At 62.5% G+C, this 16,705-nt stretch carries 17 protein-coding genes; 7 read left to right on the top strand and 10 right to left on the bottom strand.

Annotation, left to right across the window (positions count from 1 at the left end):
- Positions 1–227 precede the first annotated feature (227 nt).
- The 5 genes from kdpC to RlegSU303_RS30240 form a co-directional block, all read right to left on the bottom strand.
- Positions 228–797 carry a potassium-transporting ATPase subunit KdpC gene (gene kdpC, locus RlegSU303_RS30220; protein WP_131720238.1) on the bottom strand — a complete coding sequence of 190 codons (570 nt, stop codon included), beginning with the start codon at positions 795–797 and terminating at the stop codon, positions 228–230.
- A gap of 75 nt (positions 798–872) precedes the next feature.
- Positions 873–2,930: a potassium-transporting ATPase subunit KdpB gene (gene kdpB, locus RlegSU303_RS30225; RefSeq protein ID WP_231283909.1), complete on the bottom strand. Its 2,058-nt coding sequence runs from the start codon at positions 2,928–2,930 to the stop codon at positions 873–875.
- Between the two features lie 44 nt (positions 2,931–2,974).
- Entirely contained in the window at positions 2,975–3,130 is a 156-nt protein-coding gene (locus tag RlegSU303_RS30230; protein ID WP_003547764.1) for a hypothetical protein, read from the bottom strand.
- A gap of 9 nt (positions 3,131–3,139) precedes the next feature.
- Complete coding sequence (gene kdpA, locus RlegSU303_RS30235; protein ID WP_231283910.1) at positions 3,140–4,843, bottom strand: potassium-transporting ATPase subunit KdpA; 1,704 nt, start codon at positions 4,841–4,843, stop codon at positions 3,140–3,142.
- 69 nt (positions 4,844–4,912) lie between these two features.
- Positions 4,913–5,002 carry a K(+)-transporting ATPase subunit F gene (locus tag RlegSU303_RS30240; RefSeq protein ID WP_003547774.1) on the bottom strand — a complete coding sequence of 30 codons (90 nt, stop codon included), beginning with the start codon at positions 5,000–5,002 and terminating at the stop codon, positions 4,913–4,915.
- A 493-nt stretch (positions 5,003–5,495) separates the two neighbouring features.
- On the opposite strand from RlegSU303_RS30240, the gene RlegSU303_RS30245 reads away from it, so the two are divergent.
- Positions 5,496–6,539, top strand: coding sequence for an NAD(P)-dependent alcohol dehydrogenase (locus RlegSU303_RS30245; RefSeq protein WP_017958000.1), 1,044 nt, complete (start codon positions 5,496–5,498; stop codon positions 6,537–6,539).
- Positions 6,540–6,554: 15 nt separating this feature from the next.
- On the opposite strand, the gene RlegSU303_RS30250 is transcribed toward RlegSU303_RS30245, so the two are convergent.
- From RlegSU303_RS30250 to RlegSU303_RS30265, 4 genes are all read right to left on the bottom strand, one after another.
- Positions 6,555–7,124 carry a DedA family protein gene (locus RlegSU303_RS30250; protein ID WP_017958001.1) on the bottom strand — a complete coding sequence of 190 codons (570 nt, stop codon included), beginning with the start codon at positions 7,122–7,124 and terminating at the stop codon, positions 6,555–6,557.
- A 37-nt stretch (positions 7,125–7,161) separates the two neighbouring features.
- Positions 7,162–8,529 (bottom strand): FAD-containing oxidoreductase, encoded by a 1,368-nt coding sequence (locus RlegSU303_RS30255; RefSeq protein ID WP_179040199.1) that lies wholly within the window; start codon positions 8,527–8,529, stop codon positions 7,162–7,164.
- Positions 8,526–8,987 carry a DUF4126 family protein gene (locus RlegSU303_RS30260; RefSeq protein WP_017958003.1) on the bottom strand — a complete coding sequence of 154 codons (462 nt, stop codon included), beginning with the start codon at positions 8,985–8,987 and terminating at the stop codon, positions 8,526–8,528. Before RlegSU303_RS30260 ends, RlegSU303_RS30255 begins: the two co-directional genes overlap by 4 nt.
- A gap of 296 nt (positions 8,988–9,283) precedes the next feature.
- Positions 9,284–10,471, bottom strand: coding sequence for an acyl-CoA dehydrogenase (locus RlegSU303_RS30265; RefSeq protein WP_017958004.1), 1,188 nt, complete (start codon positions 10,469–10,471; stop codon positions 9,284–9,286).
- Between the two features lie 174 nt (positions 10,472–10,645).
- Between RlegSU303_RS30265 and RlegSU303_RS30270 the strand changes: the two genes are divergently transcribed.
- Positions 10,646–10,984 carry a cupin domain-containing protein gene (locus RlegSU303_RS30270; protein WP_026158390.1) on the top strand — a complete coding sequence of 113 codons (339 nt, stop codon included), beginning with the start codon at positions 10,646–10,648 and terminating at the stop codon, positions 10,982–10,984.
- Here RlegSU303_RS30270 and RlegSU303_RS30275 read toward each other — a convergent pair whose 3' ends face one another.
- Entirely contained in the window at positions 10,985–11,938 is a 954-nt protein-coding gene (locus RlegSU303_RS30275) for a LysR family transcriptional regulator (protein ID WP_017958006.1), read from the bottom strand.
- 174 nt (positions 11,939–12,112) lie between these two features.
- Here RlegSU303_RS30275 and RlegSU303_RS30280 point away from each other — a divergent pair, with 174 nt between their 5' ends.
- From RlegSU303_RS30280 to RlegSU303_RS30300, 5 genes are read left to right on the top strand one after another with little or no spacing between them, the layout of a single operon-like run.
- On the top strand, positions 12,113–13,318 hold the full coding sequence (locus tag RlegSU303_RS30280; RefSeq protein WP_077980144.1) for an ABC transporter substrate-binding protein: 1,206 nt from the start codon (positions 12,113–12,115) through the stop codon (positions 13,316–13,318).
- 5 nt (positions 13,319–13,323) lie between these two features.
- Positions 13,324–14,106, top strand: coding sequence for an ABC transporter ATP-binding protein (locus RlegSU303_RS30285; protein WP_017958008.1), 783 nt, complete (start codon positions 13,324–13,326; stop codon positions 14,104–14,106).
- Positions 14,106–14,807: an ABC transporter ATP-binding protein gene (locus RlegSU303_RS30290; RefSeq protein ID WP_065283788.1), complete on the top strand. Its 702-nt coding sequence runs from the start codon at positions 14,106–14,108 to the stop codon at positions 14,805–14,807. Before RlegSU303_RS30285 ends, RlegSU303_RS30290 begins: the two co-directional genes overlap by 1 nt.
- Positions 14,808–14,811: 4 nt before the next feature.
- Entirely contained in the window at positions 14,812–15,699 is an 888-nt protein-coding gene (locus RlegSU303_RS30295; protein ID WP_017958010.1) for a branched-chain amino acid ABC transporter permease, read from the top strand.
- A gap of 1 nt (position 15,700) precedes the next feature.
- On the top strand, positions 15,701–16,690 hold the full coding sequence (locus tag RlegSU303_RS30300) for a branched-chain amino acid ABC transporter permease (protein ID WP_017958011.1): 990 nt from the start codon (positions 15,701–15,703) through the stop codon (positions 16,688–16,690).
- Positions 16,691–16,705: the final 15 nt, after the last annotated feature.

Consider the following 16,705-nt stretch of genomic DNA (forward strand, 5'->3'; position numbering starts at 1 on the left):
CGAGTGGTCGGCATTGTTTGGTTTAGCTGACGCATGGCATTCCTGACACGGTCGTCTGCTCCGTGAGTGGCTCCTTCCGTCAGCCCGACCCTCCGTCATGCTCGGGCTTGACCCGAGCATCAAGCCGCATCCGTCAGCAGCCACGGGCATGGATCCTCGGGTCAAGCCCGAGGATGACGGAGAGCGGGGTTGGCCTTTTCGCCAAACTCGCCCCCAGCCTGGCAAACTCACTGAGTCATAGAAGCATCAAGGGTCTGATTCAACGCCAGAACATTGACCGTGGGTTCGCCGAGAATGCCGATCTCGCGGTCTTGAACGGCGCCGTCGACCAGTGCCTTGACCTTGGCTTGATCCATGCTGCGTGCCTTGGCGACGCGCGGTACCTGGAAATAGGCCGCTTCCGGCGAGATATGGGGATCGAGGCCGCTGCCCGAAGCCGTGACGAGGTCGGCGGGGACGTCGGCCGTCGGGTTCGCCGCCTTGGCTGCCTCGTAGTCACCCTTGACGCGGTCGATCAGCTTCTGGCTGGTCGGGCCGAGATTTGAACCGCTGGAGGCAGCCGCATTGTAGCCGTCGCCGGCGGCCGAGGGGCGGCCGTGGAAATACTTGTCGCTGGTGAAGGCCTGGCCGATCAGCGTCGAGCCGATCACCTGGCCGTTCTTCTCGATCAGGCTGCCGTTCGCCTGGGTCGGGAAGAGGGCCTGGGCAGCACCCGTCATGGCGAGCGGATAAAGCAGGCCGGTGATGACGGTGGTGGCGATGATCATGACGATTGCCGGACGAAGTTCTTTCAACATTGTCTTACTCCTTGGAGTGTTCTTTTGCGAAGAGCTCCGGTTCCGATCCTCTCGGAACCGGGATGGCTCCAGGCCTTAGGCAAGGCCGAGGGCTGCGACAGCCATGTCGATCGCCTTGATGCCGATGAAGGGGACGATGATGCCGCCGGCACCATAGATCAGCAGGTTGCGCGACAGCAGCGCACCGGCGCCGATCGGACGGTAGCGCACACCCTTCAGCGACAGCGGGATCAGCGCGATGATGATCAGCGCGTTGAAGATGATCGCCGAGAGGATGGCGCTTTGCGGCGTCGAAAGCCCCATAATGTTCAAGACGCCGAGCTGCGGGTAGAAGGTCAGGAACATCGCCGGGATGATGGCGAAGTATTTTGCGATGTCGTTGGCGATCGAAAACGTCGTCAGCGCGCCGCGCGTCATCAGGAGCTGTTTGCCGATCTCGACGATCTCGATGAGCTTTGTCGGGTCCGAGTCGAGATCGACCATGTTGCCGGCCTCGCGGGCGGCGACCGTGCCGGTGTTCATGGCGACGCCGACATCGGCCTGGGCAAGCGCCGGCGCATCGTTGGTGCCGTCGCCGCACATGGCGACGAGCTTGCCCTTCGCCTGTTCCTCGCGCATCAGCGCCAGCTTCATCTCCGGCGTTGCCTGGGCGAGGAAGTCGTCGACGCCGGCCTCGGCGGCGATGGCGGCTGCCGTCAGCGGGTTATCGCCTGTGATCATCACGGTGCGGATGCCCATGCGGCGGAGCTCGGTGAAACGCTCGCGGATACCGCCCTTGACGATGTCCTTCAGCTGGATGACGCCGAGCAGCCTGCCGTCGCGGGCAACGGCGAGCGGCGTGCCGCCTGATTTGGCGACCTCGTCGGCGATCGACTGCAGTTCACGCACGACCTCGCTGCCGTTTTTCGAGGATGCGTCGCCGTTGACATAGGCCAGCACGGCATCGACCGCGCCCTTGCGGATCGAGGCGCCTTCGAGATCGACGCCGCTCATGCGGGTCTGGGCGGTAAACGGCACGAAGGTTGCTTTCAGGCTTGCCATGTCGCGGCCGCGGATCGCATATTTCTCCTTGGCGAGTACGACGATGGAGCGGCCTTCCGGCGTTTCGTCGGCAAGCGAGGCTAGCTGGGCGGCATCGGCGAGATCCTGTTCGGAAACGCCGCGAACCGGGCGGAAGGTTGTCGCCTGACGATTGCCGAGCGTGATCGTGCCGGTCTTGTCGAGCAGCAGCGTGTCGACGTCGCCGGCGGCTTCGACCGCGCGGCCGGACATGGCGAGCACGTTGAAGCGGACGAGACGGTCCATGCCGGCAATGCCGATTGCCGAGAGCAGCGCGCCGATCGTCGTCGGGATCAGGGTGACGAAGAGGGCGACGAGCACGATGATCGGTATCGAGCCGCCGGCATAGATGGCAAAGCTCGGGATCGTCGCGGTGGCGAGCACGAAGATCAGCGTCATGCCGGCGAGCAGGATGTTAAGCGCGATCTCGTTCGGCGTCTTCTGGCGCTCCGCACCTTCGACGAGCGCGATCATCCGGTCGATGAAGGTCGAGCCTGCAGCGGCGGTGATGCGGACGCGGATCCAGTCGGACAGCACCTGCGTGCCGCCGGTGACGGCCGAGCGGTCGCCGCCGGATTCGCGGATAACAGGGGCGGATTCGCCTGTTATCGCCGCTTCGTTGACGGAGGCCACACCTTCGATGACTTCGCCGTCCGACGGGATGATATCGCCGGCCTCGACAAGCACGAGGTCGCCGACCTTGAGGCAGGTGCCCGGCACCATGCGATAGCCGCTGCCATTGGCGGTGAGCAGTTTGGCCTGGGTTTCGGTGCGCGCCTTGCGCAGCGAATCCGCCTGCGCTTTGCCGCGGCCTTCGGCGACGGCTTCGGCGAAATTGGCAAACAGCACGGTGAACCAGAGCCAGAGATTGATCTGGAACGAGAAGCCGAGATTGCCGTTGCCCGCCACCAGATCGCGCAGGAAGAGCACGGTGGTCAGCACCGAGACGGTGGCCACGACGAACATGACCGGGTTTCTGGCAAGTGCGCGGGGGTTTAGCTTCTTGAAAGCGGCCCCCACGGCCGGAATGAGGATGCGAGAATCCATGACGCTCGCGGATTTTGCCTGGCTCATAAGAGACTCCAGCTTTGAAACGAGGATGGCGAACCGGAAGCCGGTCAGCCCTGTAGGATTTTGAAGATGGCGGCGATGACGAGGAGGCCTGCCATCATCACCAGGATGATGTCGGAGGCTTGGGGTCTCGGGCCATTCCCCCGCCCCGGCGCACCGGGACGAGGGTGGAAGGCGTTGCGAAGCCTGTGACGGAGGATCATGGCATCACCTCAGAAGGTCTGGCCGGCGATCATGACCAGGTGCTCGACGACAGGTCCGAGCGCCAAGGCCGGGAAGAAGGTCAGGCCGCCGACGATCAGGATCGTGCCGACAAGCAGGCCGACGAAGAGCGGACCATCCGTCGGGAAGGTGCCTGCCGAGGCTGGAACCGTCTTCTTGGCGATCAGCGAGCCGGCGATGGCAAGGGCCGGGATGATGACCAGGAAGCGCCCGGCAAGCATGCCGATACCGAGCGTCACGTTGTACCAGGGCGTGTTGCCCGTCAGGCCGCCGAAAGCCGAGCCGTTATTGGCTGCCGCCGACGTGTAGGCATAGAGGATTTCGGAGAAGCCGTGTGGGCCGGCGGTGCCGATCGAGGCGACGGCGGAGGGCAGCACCGTGGCGATCGCGGTGAAGACCAGCATAGCGAGCGGCAGGCAGAGGATGGCGAGAACGGCCATCTTCATTTCCTTCGCCTCGATCTTCTTGCCGAGATATTCCGGCGTGCGGCCGACCATCAGGCCGGCGACGAAGACGGCGACGATGATGAACAGCAGGATGCCGTAGAAGCCCGCGCCGACACCGCCGACGATGACTTCGCCGAGCTGCATGTTGATCAGCGGGATGAGGCCGCCAAGCGCGGTCAAGCTGCCATGCATGGCATTGACCGCGCCGCAGGAGGCGGCCGTAGTGATGACGGCAAAGAGCGAAGACAGGGCGACGCCGAAGCGGACCTCCTTGCCTTCCATATTGCCGCCACCAAGACCGAAGGCATGCATCAGCGGGTTGCCGGCAGCTTCGGCCCAATAGGTGATACCGACACCGGCGATGAACAGCACGCCCATCGTGGCAAGGATCGCCCAGCCCTGGCGCTGGTTGCCGACCATGCGGCCGAAGACGTTGGTCAAAGCCGCGCCGATCGCGAAGATCGAGACCATCTGGATGAGGTTGGAGATCGCGTCGGGATTTTCGAATGGATGGGCCGAATTGGCGTTGAAGAAGCCGCCGCCATTGGTGCCGAGCATCTTGATCGCAAGCTGTGAGGCGACGGGGCCGACGGCAATCGTCTGCTGCGCGCCTTCGAGCGTGGTCGCATTGACATAGGGCCCAAGCGTCTGCGGCACGCCGAGATAGACGTAGACGATGGTCAGCACGATGCAGATCGGCAGCAGGATGTAGAATGTGCCGCGGATCATATCGACCCAGAAATTACCGATCGCCTTGCCCGACGCTCGTGCGAAGGCACGGATGAAGGCGACAGCGATCGCCATGCCGGTCGCGGCCGACAGGAAGTTCTGCACCGTGAAGCCGGCCATCTGGGTCAGATACGACATGGTGCTTTCGCCGCCGTAATTCTGCCAGTTGGTGTTCGTGGGAAAGCTGACGGCGGTATTGAATGAAAGCTCCGGCGGGACGGCGGCCATGCCGGCCGGATTATAGGGCAGGATGTCCTGCAGGCGCAGGAGCGCGTAGAGGACGAGGACGCCGAGCAGGTTGAACATCAGCATCGCGAAAGCATAGGAGGTCCAGTGCTGTTCCTCGCGCTCGCTGGTGCCGGCAATACGGTAAAGCCCCCGTTCGATCGGAACGAGGACCGGAGAGAGGAATGTGCGCTCGCCATTGTAGACACGCGTCATGTAACCGCCGAGCGGTTTGACGAGCACGAGGACGATCCCGCAGTAAAGCAGGATCTGAAGCCATCCGTTGAGGGTCATTTGGGGTAACTTTCAATTCCCGGCTGCTTCTCGGTCGCGCATGGGCGACCTCAGAAGCGCCAGTTCTCTTCAAAAGCGTTCTGGGCGAAGGAGAGCGTAGGTGAGGTAAACGGTGAGAAACACGGTTACGGCACCGCTCAAGACATAATCGAGGGTCATCGTCGCTTCTCCTGTCAAAGCCTGTCGCAGGCTCGGGTGTAGGCAAAGCACAGCGCGAAGAATATGATCGCGGTGCCGAGTAGAATGATATCCATCATGATCGTGACTCCTGTTGTTCTTCTTGGAGTCAGACAAGACAAAGGGCGCTGGGAGGCCGCCTTTCATGCTTTCTGGCGTGGAGATGATCTTTTCAATCTCTCGGCCATCAATATGGAGCCGAAGGGCATAAAGGTTCGAGACGGACGACAGGCCATCTATATAAAAATCTTATAAATGCCCTTGCGGGGCCGCTCGCCGTCGGACCAGGCTGGTGCAGTTTTTGGACCGGCCGCTGCCGGTGCTGGATCCTCCGGCAAATCCGCGTGAGCATTTTATCATTTGTTGAGCAAAAGCCTTCGCAATCTGGTTGAATTGGGAAGGCTCCGGGCTCTATAGTCGGCTTCAACGCTGCCCGATGGAGTCATGGGCAAGCCACTAGGGAAGGAAACCGACGATGACCAAAGTCCGCGCGCTTGTCCTCGAGCGCCAGCATGAGCTTGCGCTCCGCGATATCGATCTGCCGCTCGAAACCGGCCCCGGCGAGGTGAAGATCAGGATCCACACGGTCGGCGTCTGCGGTTCGGACGTGCATTATTACACGCACGGCAAGATTGGCCCCTTCGTCGTCAACGCGCCGATGGTGCTCGGCCATGAGGCGGCGGGAACGGTGGTCGAGGTCGGCGCCGGCGTCACGCATCTGAAAGTCGGCGACCGCGTCTGCATGGAGCCCGGCATTCCCGATCCGAACTCCAAAGCAAGCCGGCTCGGCATGTACAATATCGACCCGGCCGTGACCTTCTGGGCGACCCCGCCGATCCACGGCGTGCTGACGGCGGAGGTCGTGCATCCCGCCAACTACACCTTCAAGCTGCCCGACAATGTCAGCTTCGCCGAAGGCGCCATGGTCGAGCCCTTCGCCGTCGGCATGCAGGCCGCCACCAAGGCGAAGATTACGCCGGGTGATACTGCCGTCGTCCTAGGCGCCGGGCCGATCGGCACGATGGTGGCGATCGCGGCGCTTGCCGGCGGCTGCGCCCGCGCCATCGTCGCCGATCTCGCCCAGCCGAAGCTCGATATCGCCGCGCAGTACCAGGGCGTCATTCCGGTCAATATCCGCGAGAAGAACCTGGCCGAAGAGGTCAGCAGGCTGACCGACGGCTGGGGCGCCGATGTCGTCTTCGAATGCTCCGGCTCGCCGAAGGCCTGGGAGACGATCATGGCGCTGCCGCGCCCCGGCGGCGTCATCGTCGTCGTCGGCCTGCCGGTCAACCCGATCGGCTTCGACGTCTCGACGGCATCCACCAAGGAAATCCGCATCGAGACGGTGTTCCGCTACGCGCACCAGTATGAGCGGTCGATCGCGCTGCTCGGCTCGGGACGCGTGGATCTGAAGCCGCTGATTTCCGAGACCTTTAAGTTCGAGGATTCGATCACGGCTTTTGATCGCGCTGTCGAGGCCCGACCGAGCGACGTGAAGCTGCAGATCGTGATGGAGTAGGGCGCTACAGCGCTTCTATGAGTGCTTGGCGCTCAGTTTCATCTTGCGAAAGGCAAGAGCCGCGGCTGCGACGACAGCCGCGGCTCCGATTGCAATCAGCAGATGACGATGAAGGGGAAGGTGGCCCAATGTCTGTTGGATGCCGTGCCCGAAGAGATAGCCGAGCGCCGTGAACAACTGCCCCCATACCAACGCGGCCACGGCATTCAGGATGACGAATTTACCGGTCGCTATTCGCGTCGTCCCGATGACCATCGGGCTGATCGTCCGCAATCCCACCAGGAAACGAAACGCAAGGATGAAGCCTGTGGGATATCTTTCCAGAAGCCGGGTGGCGCGCGCCAGCGCCGGCCTTTCCATCAGCCGGCGGACGAGACCCCATCGAGCGGCATAACGGCCGGCGAAGAACCAGAACTGATCGCCGGCGAAGGATCCTGCCGTAGCCGCAAGCGACGCCGACCAATAGGTCAGCAGCCCGCGGTGGGAAATCACGCCGCCTAGGAAGGCCGCTGTTTCGCCTTCGAAGGCCGCACCCAGAAATATCGCCAACAGGCCGTAGTGCTCGATCAGCAGTTCGATAGACACTCAGCCCGCCTCCAGCTATCGCTTTCGAAGCATCAATTCATAGCTGAACCGGCTTCAAATCCCCAAGCAGTGTCGGGATCAGCTCTGACACCGTCGGATGGATCGGCACCGACCATTGCAATGCGGGATAGGTCGTTCCCGCATTCATCGCGTCTATGATGCCGTGGATCACCTCGTCGCCTTCGATGCCAAGGATCGCCGCACCGAGGATTTTTTTAGTCTCGGCGTCGGCGATCACCTTCATGAAGCCCTTCGTCTCGCCGCGCTCGTTGGCGCGGCCGACGCGGCTCATCGGCCGGGTCGAGATCATGATCTTGAGTCCCGAGGCGCGCGCCTGCTTCTCCGTCATGCCGACACGGCCGAGCGGCGGGTCGATATAGAGCGCATAGGCCATGATGCGGCTCGAGACCTTGCGGTCGTCGCCGTCGAGCAGATTGGCGGCGGCGATCTCGAAATCATTGTAGGAGGTGTGGGTGAAGGCGCCGTGGCCGTTACAGTCGCCGAGCGCCCAGATGCCGTCGACATTGGTGGCAAGCCTGTCGTCGACGGTGATATAGCCGTGCTTGTCGGTGATGACTCCGGCGGCATCGAGGCCGAGATCGTCGGTGTTCGGCTTGCGGCCGGTGGCAATCAGCACATGGCTCGCATCGATCCTCGCTGAATCGGTGGCGACCGTTATTCCGTCGCTGCTCTTGGTAAAGGCGATGTCGCTGGCGCCGGTATGAATGTCGATGCCCTCCGAGCGCAGGACATCGGCGATCGCGTCGGATATATCCTCGTCCTCGCGCGACGCGAGCTTCGGACCATGCTCGATGACGCTGACTTCGGCGCCGAAGCGGCGATACATCTGCGCGAATTCCAGCCCGATATAACTGCCGCCGATCACGGCCAGATGCCGTGGCAGCGTGTCGAGATGGATGATCGAGGTGCTGGTGAGGTAATCGATATCGCTGACGCCTGATAGCTCGGGGATGACGGGGCGCGCGCCGACATTGAGGAAGATGCGCGGTGCGGTCAGCGTCTCGCCGTTGACGCTGACGGTCTTCGGGCCCTCGAAGCAGGCATGGCCGTAGATCACGGTCATGCCGTCCATGCCGGCGAACCAGCCGATCAGGCCGTTGCGGGCATTCATGGTCACCGTTTCGGCGCGCGCCCTGACCACCTTCATGTCGATGGCGATCTCGCCCGGGAGATTGACGCCGTAAACGGCGCCGTTTCTTGCAACATGGGCGGCGCGGGCACTGGCGACCAGTGTCTTTGTCGGCATGCAGCCGGCATTGACGCAGGTGCCGCCGAGGAATTTGCGCTCGATCAGCGCGACCTTCATGCCCTCTTCGACCATCCTGGCGGCAAGAAACGGGCCGGCCTGGCCGGCGCCGATAACGATGGCGTCGAAGCTTTTCATGCGACGGCCCCCACGATCAGCACCGCGCCGATGACGGCGACGGCATCCTCGATGAGAGCGGCCGGCAGATCCTTGCCGAAGGAGGCGGCAAGCCTGCTGCGGACGGCGGCGCCACCATATGTGCCGATGACGGCGCCGATCACGCCGGCGATCAGCCCGCCGAAGAGCAGGCTGCTGGCGGCGCCGATCGTGGCGCCGGCCAGCGCGCCCGAGACGATGCGGGCGCCGAATTGCATCGGCACCTTGCGCGACGGCGTGGAGGGCAACTGGTCGGCGATCAGTTCGCCGATGGCGAGAACCGTGAAGATCCACGGTGTCCACTGGTAACCCATGAAGGCAAGCGGCGTCTGCGAGACATCAAACCATCCAAGCGCCGCGGCCCAGGCGACGGCGGCGGGCGCAGTCATCGTGCGAAGCCCAGCAATGACACCAATCAGCAATGCAAGAAGCAGAAACATGCACGACCCCCGTTTTGCCGGCGCTTACGTCGTCAGGAAGGTTGCATATTGTCAGGCGCGTGGCAATTCGCCCTTTCGCGCCAAAGGGCTAAAGCGCGTCGCAACGAATCTCAATCATGCGACGCGCTTTAGGTCTCTGTTTTATGCATGCCGTTGTCCCAAAACCGCTGCACACTTTTGGGCGGCATGCATTAGAGCGCCGTGCGTCCTTTCGGACGCACAAAGGACGCTCTAACATCCTTGAATCTACGCATTCGTGCTTTCCGAAAATCGATTTCGATTTTCGGGCCGATGCGCTAGTTCGCAAAGGCGGCAATGCCTGTTATCGCCCGGCCGATGATCAGCGCGTGGATGTCGTGCGTGCCCTCATAGGTGTTGACCACTTCGAGGTTGACGAGATGGCGGGCGATGCCGAATTCGTCGGAGATGCCGTTGCCGCCGAGCATGTCGCGGGCCGCCCGCGCAATCTCCAGCGCCTTGCCGCAGCTGTTGCGCTTGAGGATCGAGGTCAGCTCCACCGGCGGATGGCCTTCCTCTTTCATGCGGCCAAGCCGCAGGCAGCCCTGAAGGCCGAGCGAGATCTCCGCCGCCATGTCGGCGAGCTTCTTCTGGATCAGCTGGTTGGCGGCAAGCGGCCGGCCGAACTGCTTGCGCTCCAGCGTATATTGCCGGGCTCTCGCATAACAATCCTCGGCAGCACCGAGTGCGCCCCAGGCGATGCCGAAACGGGCCGAGTTGAGGCAGGTGAAGGGTCCCTTGAGGCCGGTCACATCAGGCAGAAGGTTTTCCTCCGGCACGAAGACCCCGTCCATCACCACCTCGCCGGTGATCGAGGCGCGTAAGCCCACCTTGCCGTGTATCGCAGGCGCCGAAAGTCCTTTCCAGCCCTTTTCGAGGATGAAGCCGCGGATGAGGCCGTCCTCGGTCTTTGCCCAGACGACGAAGACATCGGCGATCGGCGCGTTGGAGATCCAGGTCTTCGAGCCGGTCAGGCTGTAGCCGCCGTCGACTTTTTTGGCGCGTGCCGCCATCGAGCCGGGGTCGGAGCCATGATCGGGCTCCGTCAGGCCGAAGCAGCCGATCCATTCGCCGGTGGCGAGTTTCGGCAGGTATTTCAGCTTCTGCGCCTCGGAACCGAAGGTTTCGATTGGCACCATTACGAGCGAGGACTGGACGCTCATCATCGAGCGGTAACCGCTGTCGACCTTTTCGACCTCGCGGGCGATCAGGCCGTAGGCGACGTAACCGAGACCGGCGCCGCCATAATCCGGCGAGATCGTCGGGCCGAGCAGGCCGAGTTCGCCCATTTCGCGGAAGATATCGGGATCGGTCTTTTCATGGCGGAAGGCGTCGAGAACGCGGGGCGCAAGCTTTTCCTGCGCATAGGCGTGGGCGGTGTCCTGCACCATGCGTTCTTCGCTGGTCAGCTGCTCCACCAGGCGGAACGGATCGGCCCAGTCGAAAACCTCGCGCGTATGCTGCATGGCGGCGTCTCCTCACCCTTAGTTCAGGCTTGCCTCACTCAAGTTGGCCATAGACCCGCCAGCCGACCGCGTCAACAGAGAGTCGCCAGCCGAAAAGACAGGCCGCGCCATCTTTTCAAAAGCGTCGGCATGATCCACTTTGCCCACGATCGATTCTGGAACGAGGAGGCGGAAATGTCGTCAAGCGATCTGTTCGTATCGGCCGAAGGCGCCGAATGGGTCAATCCCGAGCCCGGCGTCGTCAGGCGCATCATGACCTATCTGCCCGAGATGATGATGGTGGAAGTGGCCTTCGAAAGCGGCGCGGTGGGTGCGGCTCATTCGCATCCGCACATCCAGGCCAGTTACGTCGCCGAAGGCAGTTTCGAAGTGACGATCGATGGCCGGACCGAGGTGCTGAAACAGGGCGGCAGCTTCATCGTGCCCCCCAATCTGGTCCACGGCGTCAAGGCGCTGGAAAAGGGTCGGCTGATCGATACTTTCACTCCGCATCGGGCCGAATTCCTGAAGTAGTCAGGTTTCCACCTTTGCCCGGCGCGCCGGACCGGCGGCGGTGACATAGGGCGGCACGAAGCGCGCATCCTCGCCGTGCACCGCCTCGCGCAGGAAATCGATGACGGCGCGCACGCGCGGCGCCTGTTTCAGGTCGCGGTGGCAGGTGATCCAGTAATGGCGCTTGAGGTCGATCTCGTCGGGCAGCACGCGTACGAGTTCGGGGTAACGGCTGGCGAAGAAATAGGGCAGGATGCAGAGGCCGAGGCCGTTTCGGGTGGCAGTGAGCTGCGCGAAGATGCTGGAACTCTGGAATTGCGGCTTGATGCGCGGATGCACGTCGCCGAGATAATCCAGGCCCGGCGCGAAGATCATTTCTTCGATATAGCTGACGAAGGGATGCTCAAGGAGGTCGTCCCGGCAGGTGATCGGCGCGGCCTTCGCCAGATAGTCGCGCGAGCCGTAGACCTGCAGGTGGTAGTCGGTCAGCTTCTCGGCGAAATAAGCCCCGCCCTTCGGCTCGTCGAGAACGACGGAAAGATCGGCCTCCTTGCGCGACAGTGACATGATCTGCTGGATCGTCACCAGTTCGAGCGACAGATGCGGATGCTGGGCGGCAAACTGCGGCAGCACGGTTGCGAAGAAGAAATTGGCAAAACCCTCCGGTGCGCTGAGCCGCACCAGGCCGCGCTGCGCCATCGAGCCGGCGGCAAGATCGGCGCGCAGCCGCTCGGTCTCCTGCTCCATCTTCTCGGCCGTCTCGACAAAGCGCGTGCCCATGGCGGTCAAGACGTAGCCGCGCGGATTGCGCTCGAACAGCTTGACCTTGAGGGTGAACTCCAGTCGGTCGATGCGGCGTGAGACGGTGGCATGGCTGGAGCGCAGCTGGCGGGCCGCCGTCGACAGCTGTCCAGTGCGGGCGACGGCTAGAAAAAACTGCAGATCGTCCCAAGTAAACTGCGGTGGATTGTTCATCGCGATCCTCTCTGTTCAAAAACGAACAGATACTGTTTGGAATTAGTTGTAAATCACCCGTTGCCTCAGGGCGGAATTTCCGTGATCGTAAGGTGAGGGTCCGTCGTTCTGAGGAGGACGACTGGCCAAATTTGAACAGATCCGCAATCTGGCCAATCTCTGGGAGGAGAGAATATGCGTAAGAATCTCATTGCATCAGTTGCATTTCTGCTTGCGAGCAGCACTGCGGTGCTCGCGCAGAGCGCGACCGACGGCAAGGTCAAGATCGGTATCCTGAACGATCAGTCGGGCGTCTATGCCGATTTCGGCGGCAAGTCCTCCGTCGAAGCCGCCCAAATGGCAGTCGAGGATTTCGGCGGCAAGGTGCTTGATGTGCCGGTCGAGATCGTCAATGCCGACCATCAGAACAAGGCGGATATCGCCTCCAACATCGCCCGCCAGTGGTACGATACCGAGCAGGTGGATGCGATCATGGAGTTGACGACGTCGTCTGTGGCGCTCGCCGTGCAGGCGATCGGCAAGGAGAAGAAGAAGATCGACATTGTCACCGGTGCGGCGACGACGGATCTCACCGGCAAGGCCTGCTCGCCTTATGGCTTCCATTGGGCCTACGATACGCATGCACTGGCCGTCGGCACCGGCGGCGCGCTCGTCAAGCAGGGCGGCGACAGCTGGTTCTTCCTGACCGCCGACTATGCCTTCGGCTACTCGCTGGAGCAGCAGACCAGCGATTACGTCAAGTCGAGTGGCGGTACGGTCGTCGGCGCCGTCCGCCATCCGCTGTCGAGCCAGGACTTCTCGTCCTTCCTGCTGCAGGCGCAATCATCAGGCGCCAAGGTGATCGGTCTTGCCAATGCCGGCCTCGACACCTCGAACGCCATCAAGCAGGCGGCCGAATTCGGCATCACCCAGGGCGGCCAGCATCTGGCGGCGCTGCTCTTCACGCTCGCCGAAGTGCATGGCCTTGGCCTCGAGGCGGCGCAGGGGCTGACGCTGACGGAAGGCTATTACTGGAACCGCGACGACGAAAGCCGCGCCTTTGCCAAGAAGTTCTTCACCCGTACCGGCAAGATGCCGAACATGGTCCATACCGGCACCTATTCGGCGGTGACGCAATATCTGAAAGCGGTGCAGAAGGCCGGCACCGACGAAACGGAAGCCGTCGCCAAGCAGCTGCATGAAATGCCGGTCGATGACGTCTTCGGCCGCGGCGGCACGGTTGGCGCCAATGGCCGCATGATCCACGACATGTATCTGCTGCAGGTCAAGAAGCCTTCCGAGAGCAAGGAGCCGTGGGATTACTTCAACGTGCTCGCCACCATTCCCGGCAAGGAAGCCTATATCGATCCCGCCAAGAGCGGCTGCAATCTGGTGAAGTAAGCACGATGGCGGTTTCCGCAATTGAAACTCAGGAAAAGCCGCGGGTGGTATTGTCCGCCCGCGGCCTGCGCCGCGATTTCGGCGGCTTCACGGCCGTCAAGAACGTCGATCTTGATGTGCATGACGCAAGCGTGCATGCGCTGATCGGCCCGAACGGCGCCGGCAAGACGACGGTCTTCAACCTGCTAACCAAGTTCCTGCAGCCGACAGCAGGCACGATCACGCTGATGGGCGTAGACATCACGAAAACGCCGCCCGACAAGGTGGCCCGCATGGGGCTGGTCCGCTCCTTCCAGATCTCGGCGGTTTTCCCGCATCTGACCGTGCTCGACAATGTGCGTGTGGCGCTGCAACGGCCGAACAATCTTTCCACACAGTTCTGGCGGCCGCTTTCCGCACTCGACCGACTGAACGAGCGCGCCGAGCAATTGCTCGCCAGCGTCGGGCTGTCCAAGGAGCGCGATCACATCGCCGCCGATCTTTCCTATGGCCGCAAGCGCGTGCTGGAGATCGCCACCACACTGGCGCTCGATCCCAAGGTGCTGCTGCTCGACGAACCGATGGCCGGCATGGGGCAGGAGGATGTCGGCGTCGTCTCCTCGATCATCCGCGAGGTCGCCCGCGACCGCGCCGTATTGATGGTCGAGCACAATCTCTCCGTCGTCGCCAATATCTGCCAGCATGTCACCGTGCTGCAGCGCGGCGAGATCCTCGCTGAGGGCGACTATGCCACTGTCAGCCAGGACGAGCGCGTGCGTGTGGCCTATATGGGCACGGAGGAGCATTGATGGCCACTCTCCTCGAAGTCCAGGGGCTCAATGCCTGGTACGGCGAAAGCCATGTCCTGCACGGCGTCGACATGCGCGTGGCCGAAGGCGAGACGATCACCATTCTCGGCCGTAACGGCGTCGGCAAGACGACGACGCTGCGCACCATCACCGGCATCGTGCGGGCCCGGAAGGGCAAGATCAGTTTTGACGGCAGCGATATGATGCAGGTGCCGCTGCACAAGACGGCGCATCGGGGCATCGGCTTCGTGCCGGAGGAGCGCGGCATCTTCTCGACGCTGACCGTTTCGGAAAACCTGCTGCTGCCGCCTGTCGTGGCAGGGGGCGGCATGACCCTCGACGAGATCTACGAGCTCTTCCCGAACCTTTACGAGCGCCGCGGCAGCCCGGGCACCAAGCTATCCGGCGGCGAGCAGCAGATGCTGGCGATCGCCCGAATCCTGCGCACCGGCGTCAGGCTGCTTATTCTCGACGAACCGACGGAGGGGCTTGCCCCCGTTATCGTCCAGCGTATCGGCGAGGTGCTGCAGACGCTGAAAGGACGCGGCATGACGATCCTGCTCGTCGAGCAGAATTTCCGTTTCGCCAGCCGTATTGCCGATCGCTTCTATCTGATGGATCATGGGCAGATGGTGTCGGAATTCCCGGTCGGTGAACTGCCGCAGCGTATGGATACGCTGCACAAGGTCCTGGGAGTGTGACCAGATGACGATGATCTTCGGCATTCCCCTGCAGGCGCTGTTCGGCCAGCTGCTGATCGGCCTGATCAACGGCTCGTTCTATGCGCTGCTCAGCCTCGGCCTCGCCATCATCTTCGGCCTGCTCCGGGTAATCAACTTCGCCCATGGCGCGCAATATATGCTCGGCGCCTTTGTCGCCTATCTGCTGCTGACTTATGCCGGCATCGGCTACTGGCCGTCATTGATCCTGGCGCCCGTTATCGTCGGCCTTGCCGGTGCAATCATCGAGCGGCTGTTCCTGCGCCGGCTCTACGATCTCGATCCGCTCTACGGCCTGCTCTTCACCTTCGGGCTGGCGCTCTCGGTCGAGGGCACCTTCCGCTATCTCTATGGCTCTTCCGGCCAGCCCTATGCAACGCCGGCGGCCCTTGCCGGCGGGGCCAACCTCGGCTTCATGTTCCTGCCGATCTATCGCGGCTGGGTGGTGGTCGTCTCGCTCGTCGTCTGCCTCGGCACATGGCTACTGATCGAGAAGACCAAGCTCGGCGCCTATCTCAGGGCGGCCACTGAAAACGCCGTGCTGGTGCAGGTCTTCGGCGTCAACGTGCCGGTGCTGTTGACGTTCACCTACGCGCTCGGCGCCGGCCTTGCCGCCTTTGCCGGCGTGCTGGCGGCGCCGATCTACCAGGTCTCGCCGCTGATGGGCTCGAACATGATCATCGTCGTCTTCGCCGTGGTCGTCGTCGGCGGCATGGGATCGATCATGGGCGCTATAATCACCGGTTATGTGCTCGGCATTGCCGAGGGCCTGACCAAGGTCTTCTATCCCGAGGCGTCCAACATCGTGATCTTCGTCATCATGGCGATCGTGCTTCTCATCAGGCCCGCGGGCCTCTTCGGACGGGATGCTTGACATGGCTGACATCACCGAAACCATCCGAACGGACAAAAGCCGGACCGCCCTTTCGGTGCAGGCGGGTTTCCTGCTCGCCGGGCTGCTGCTCCTGCTGCTGGCGCCGTTCTTTTTCTATCCGATCTTCCTGATGAAGCTGCTCTGCTTCGCGCTCTTTGCTTGTGCCTTCAACCTGCTGCTCGGCTATACCGGCCTGCTGTCCTTCGGCCATGCCACCTTCTTCGGCGGAGCTGCCTATTTCACCGCCTATACGGTGAAGGAATGGGGCCTGCCGCCGGAACTCGGCATCCTGATCGGCGTGGCGGGTGCGGCGTTTCTCGGGCTCGTCATGGGCTTCTTCGCCATCCGCCGCCAAGGCATCTATTTCGCGATGATCACGCTGGCGCTGTCGCAGATGTTCTTCTTCTTCTGCCTGCAGGCGGAATTCACCGAAGGCGAGGACGGCATTCAGTCGGTGCCGCGCGGCCACCTCTTCGGCTTCATCGATCTGAACATCTCGATCAACATGTATTATTTCGTGCTGGCCGTCTTTCTCGTCGGCATCCTGATCATCTGGCGCTTTATCAATTCGCCCTTCGGCATGATCCTCAAATCGATCCGCGAGAACGAACAACGGGCGATCTCGCTCGGTTATTCCGTAGCGCGCTACAAGCTCGGCGCCTTCGTCATGTCGGCGGCGCTTGCAGGGCTCGCGGGCGCGGTGAAATCGATCGTTTTCCAGTTCGCGACGCTGACCGACGTTGGCTGGCAGATGTCGGGCGAGGTGATCCTGATGACGCTGCTCGGCGGCATCGGCACGCTGATCGGCCCGCTCTTCGGCGCCGGGCTGGTGGTGGTGCTGGAAAATTACCTCGCCACCTCGGAATTCCCGGTGACGATCATCACCGGCATCGTCTTCATGGTCTGCGTGCTGATCTTCCGCCGCGGCATCATCGGCGAATTCTACGCCTCGCGGCTAGGGCGGAAACTGGGCTTCGTCTATCGCCGCTGAACGGGCGGGCCTCTC

The organism is Rhizobium sp. SU303 (assembly GCF_021052345.1).
Lineage (GTDB): Bacteria > Pseudomonadota > Alphaproteobacteria > Rhizobiales > Rhizobiaceae > Rhizobium > Rhizobium laguerreae.

Coding starts and splice junctions, on each gene's coding strand:
- RlegSU303_RS30260 (WP_017958003.1), bottom strand. CDS start 8,987: ATGTTTCTGCTTCTTGCATTGCTGATTGGTGTCATTGCTGGGCTTCGC.
- RlegSU303_RS30245 (WP_017958000.1), top strand. CDS start 5,496: ATGACCAAAGTCCGCGCGCTTGTCCTCGAGCGCCAGCATGAGCTTGCG.
- RlegSU303_RS30285 (WP_017958008.1), top strand. CDS start 13,324: ATGGCGGTTTCCGCAATTGAAACTCAGGAAAAGCCGCGGGTGGTATTG.
- RlegSU303_RS30295 (WP_017958010.1), top strand. CDS start 14,812: ATGACGATGATCTTCGGCATTCCCCTGCAGGCGCTGTTCGGCCAGCTG.
- RlegSU303_RS30230 (WP_003547764.1), bottom strand. CDS start 3,130: ATGATCCTCCGTCACAGGCTTCGCAACGCCTTCCACCCTCGTCCCGGT.
- kdpA (WP_231283910.1), bottom strand. CDS start 4,843: ATGACCCTCAACGGATGGCTTCAGATCCTGCTTTACTGCGGGATCGTC.
- RlegSU303_RS30300 (WP_017958011.1), top strand. CDS start 15,701: ATGGCTGACATCACCGAAACCATCCGAACGGACAAAAGCCGGACCGCC.
- RlegSU303_RS30290 (WP_065283788.1), top strand. CDS start 14,106: ATGGCCACTCTCCTCGAAGTCCAGGGGCTCAATGCCTGGTACGGCGAA.
- RlegSU303_RS30265 (WP_017958004.1), bottom strand. CDS start 10,471: ATGCAGCATACGCGCGAGGTTTTCGACTGGGCCGATCCGTTCCGCCTG.
- kdpB (WP_231283909.1), bottom strand. CDS start 2,930: ATGAGCCAGGCAAAATCCGCGAGCGTCATGGATTCTCGCATCCTCATT.
- RlegSU303_RS30255 (WP_179040199.1), bottom strand. CDS start 8,529: ATGAAAAGCTTCGACGCCATCGTTATCGGCGCCGGCCAGGCCGGCCCG.
- RlegSU303_RS30240 (WP_003547774.1), bottom strand. CDS start 5,002: ATGACCCTCGATTATGTCTTGAGCGGTGCCGTAACCGTGTTTCTCACC.
- RlegSU303_RS30270 (WP_026158390.1), top strand. CDS start 10,646: ATGTCGTCAAGCGATCTGTTCGTATCGGCCGAAGGCGCCGAATGGGTC.
- RlegSU303_RS30275 (WP_017958006.1), bottom strand. CDS start 11,938: ATGAACAATCCACCGCAGTTTACTTGGGACGATCTGCAGTTTTTTCTA.
- RlegSU303_RS30280 (WP_077980144.1), top strand. CDS start 12,113: ATGCGTAAGAATCTCATTGCATCAGTTGCATTTCTGCTTGCGAGCAGC.
- kdpC (WP_131720238.1), bottom strand. CDS start 797: ATGTTGAAAGAACTTCGTCCGGCAATCGTCATGATCATCGCCACCACC.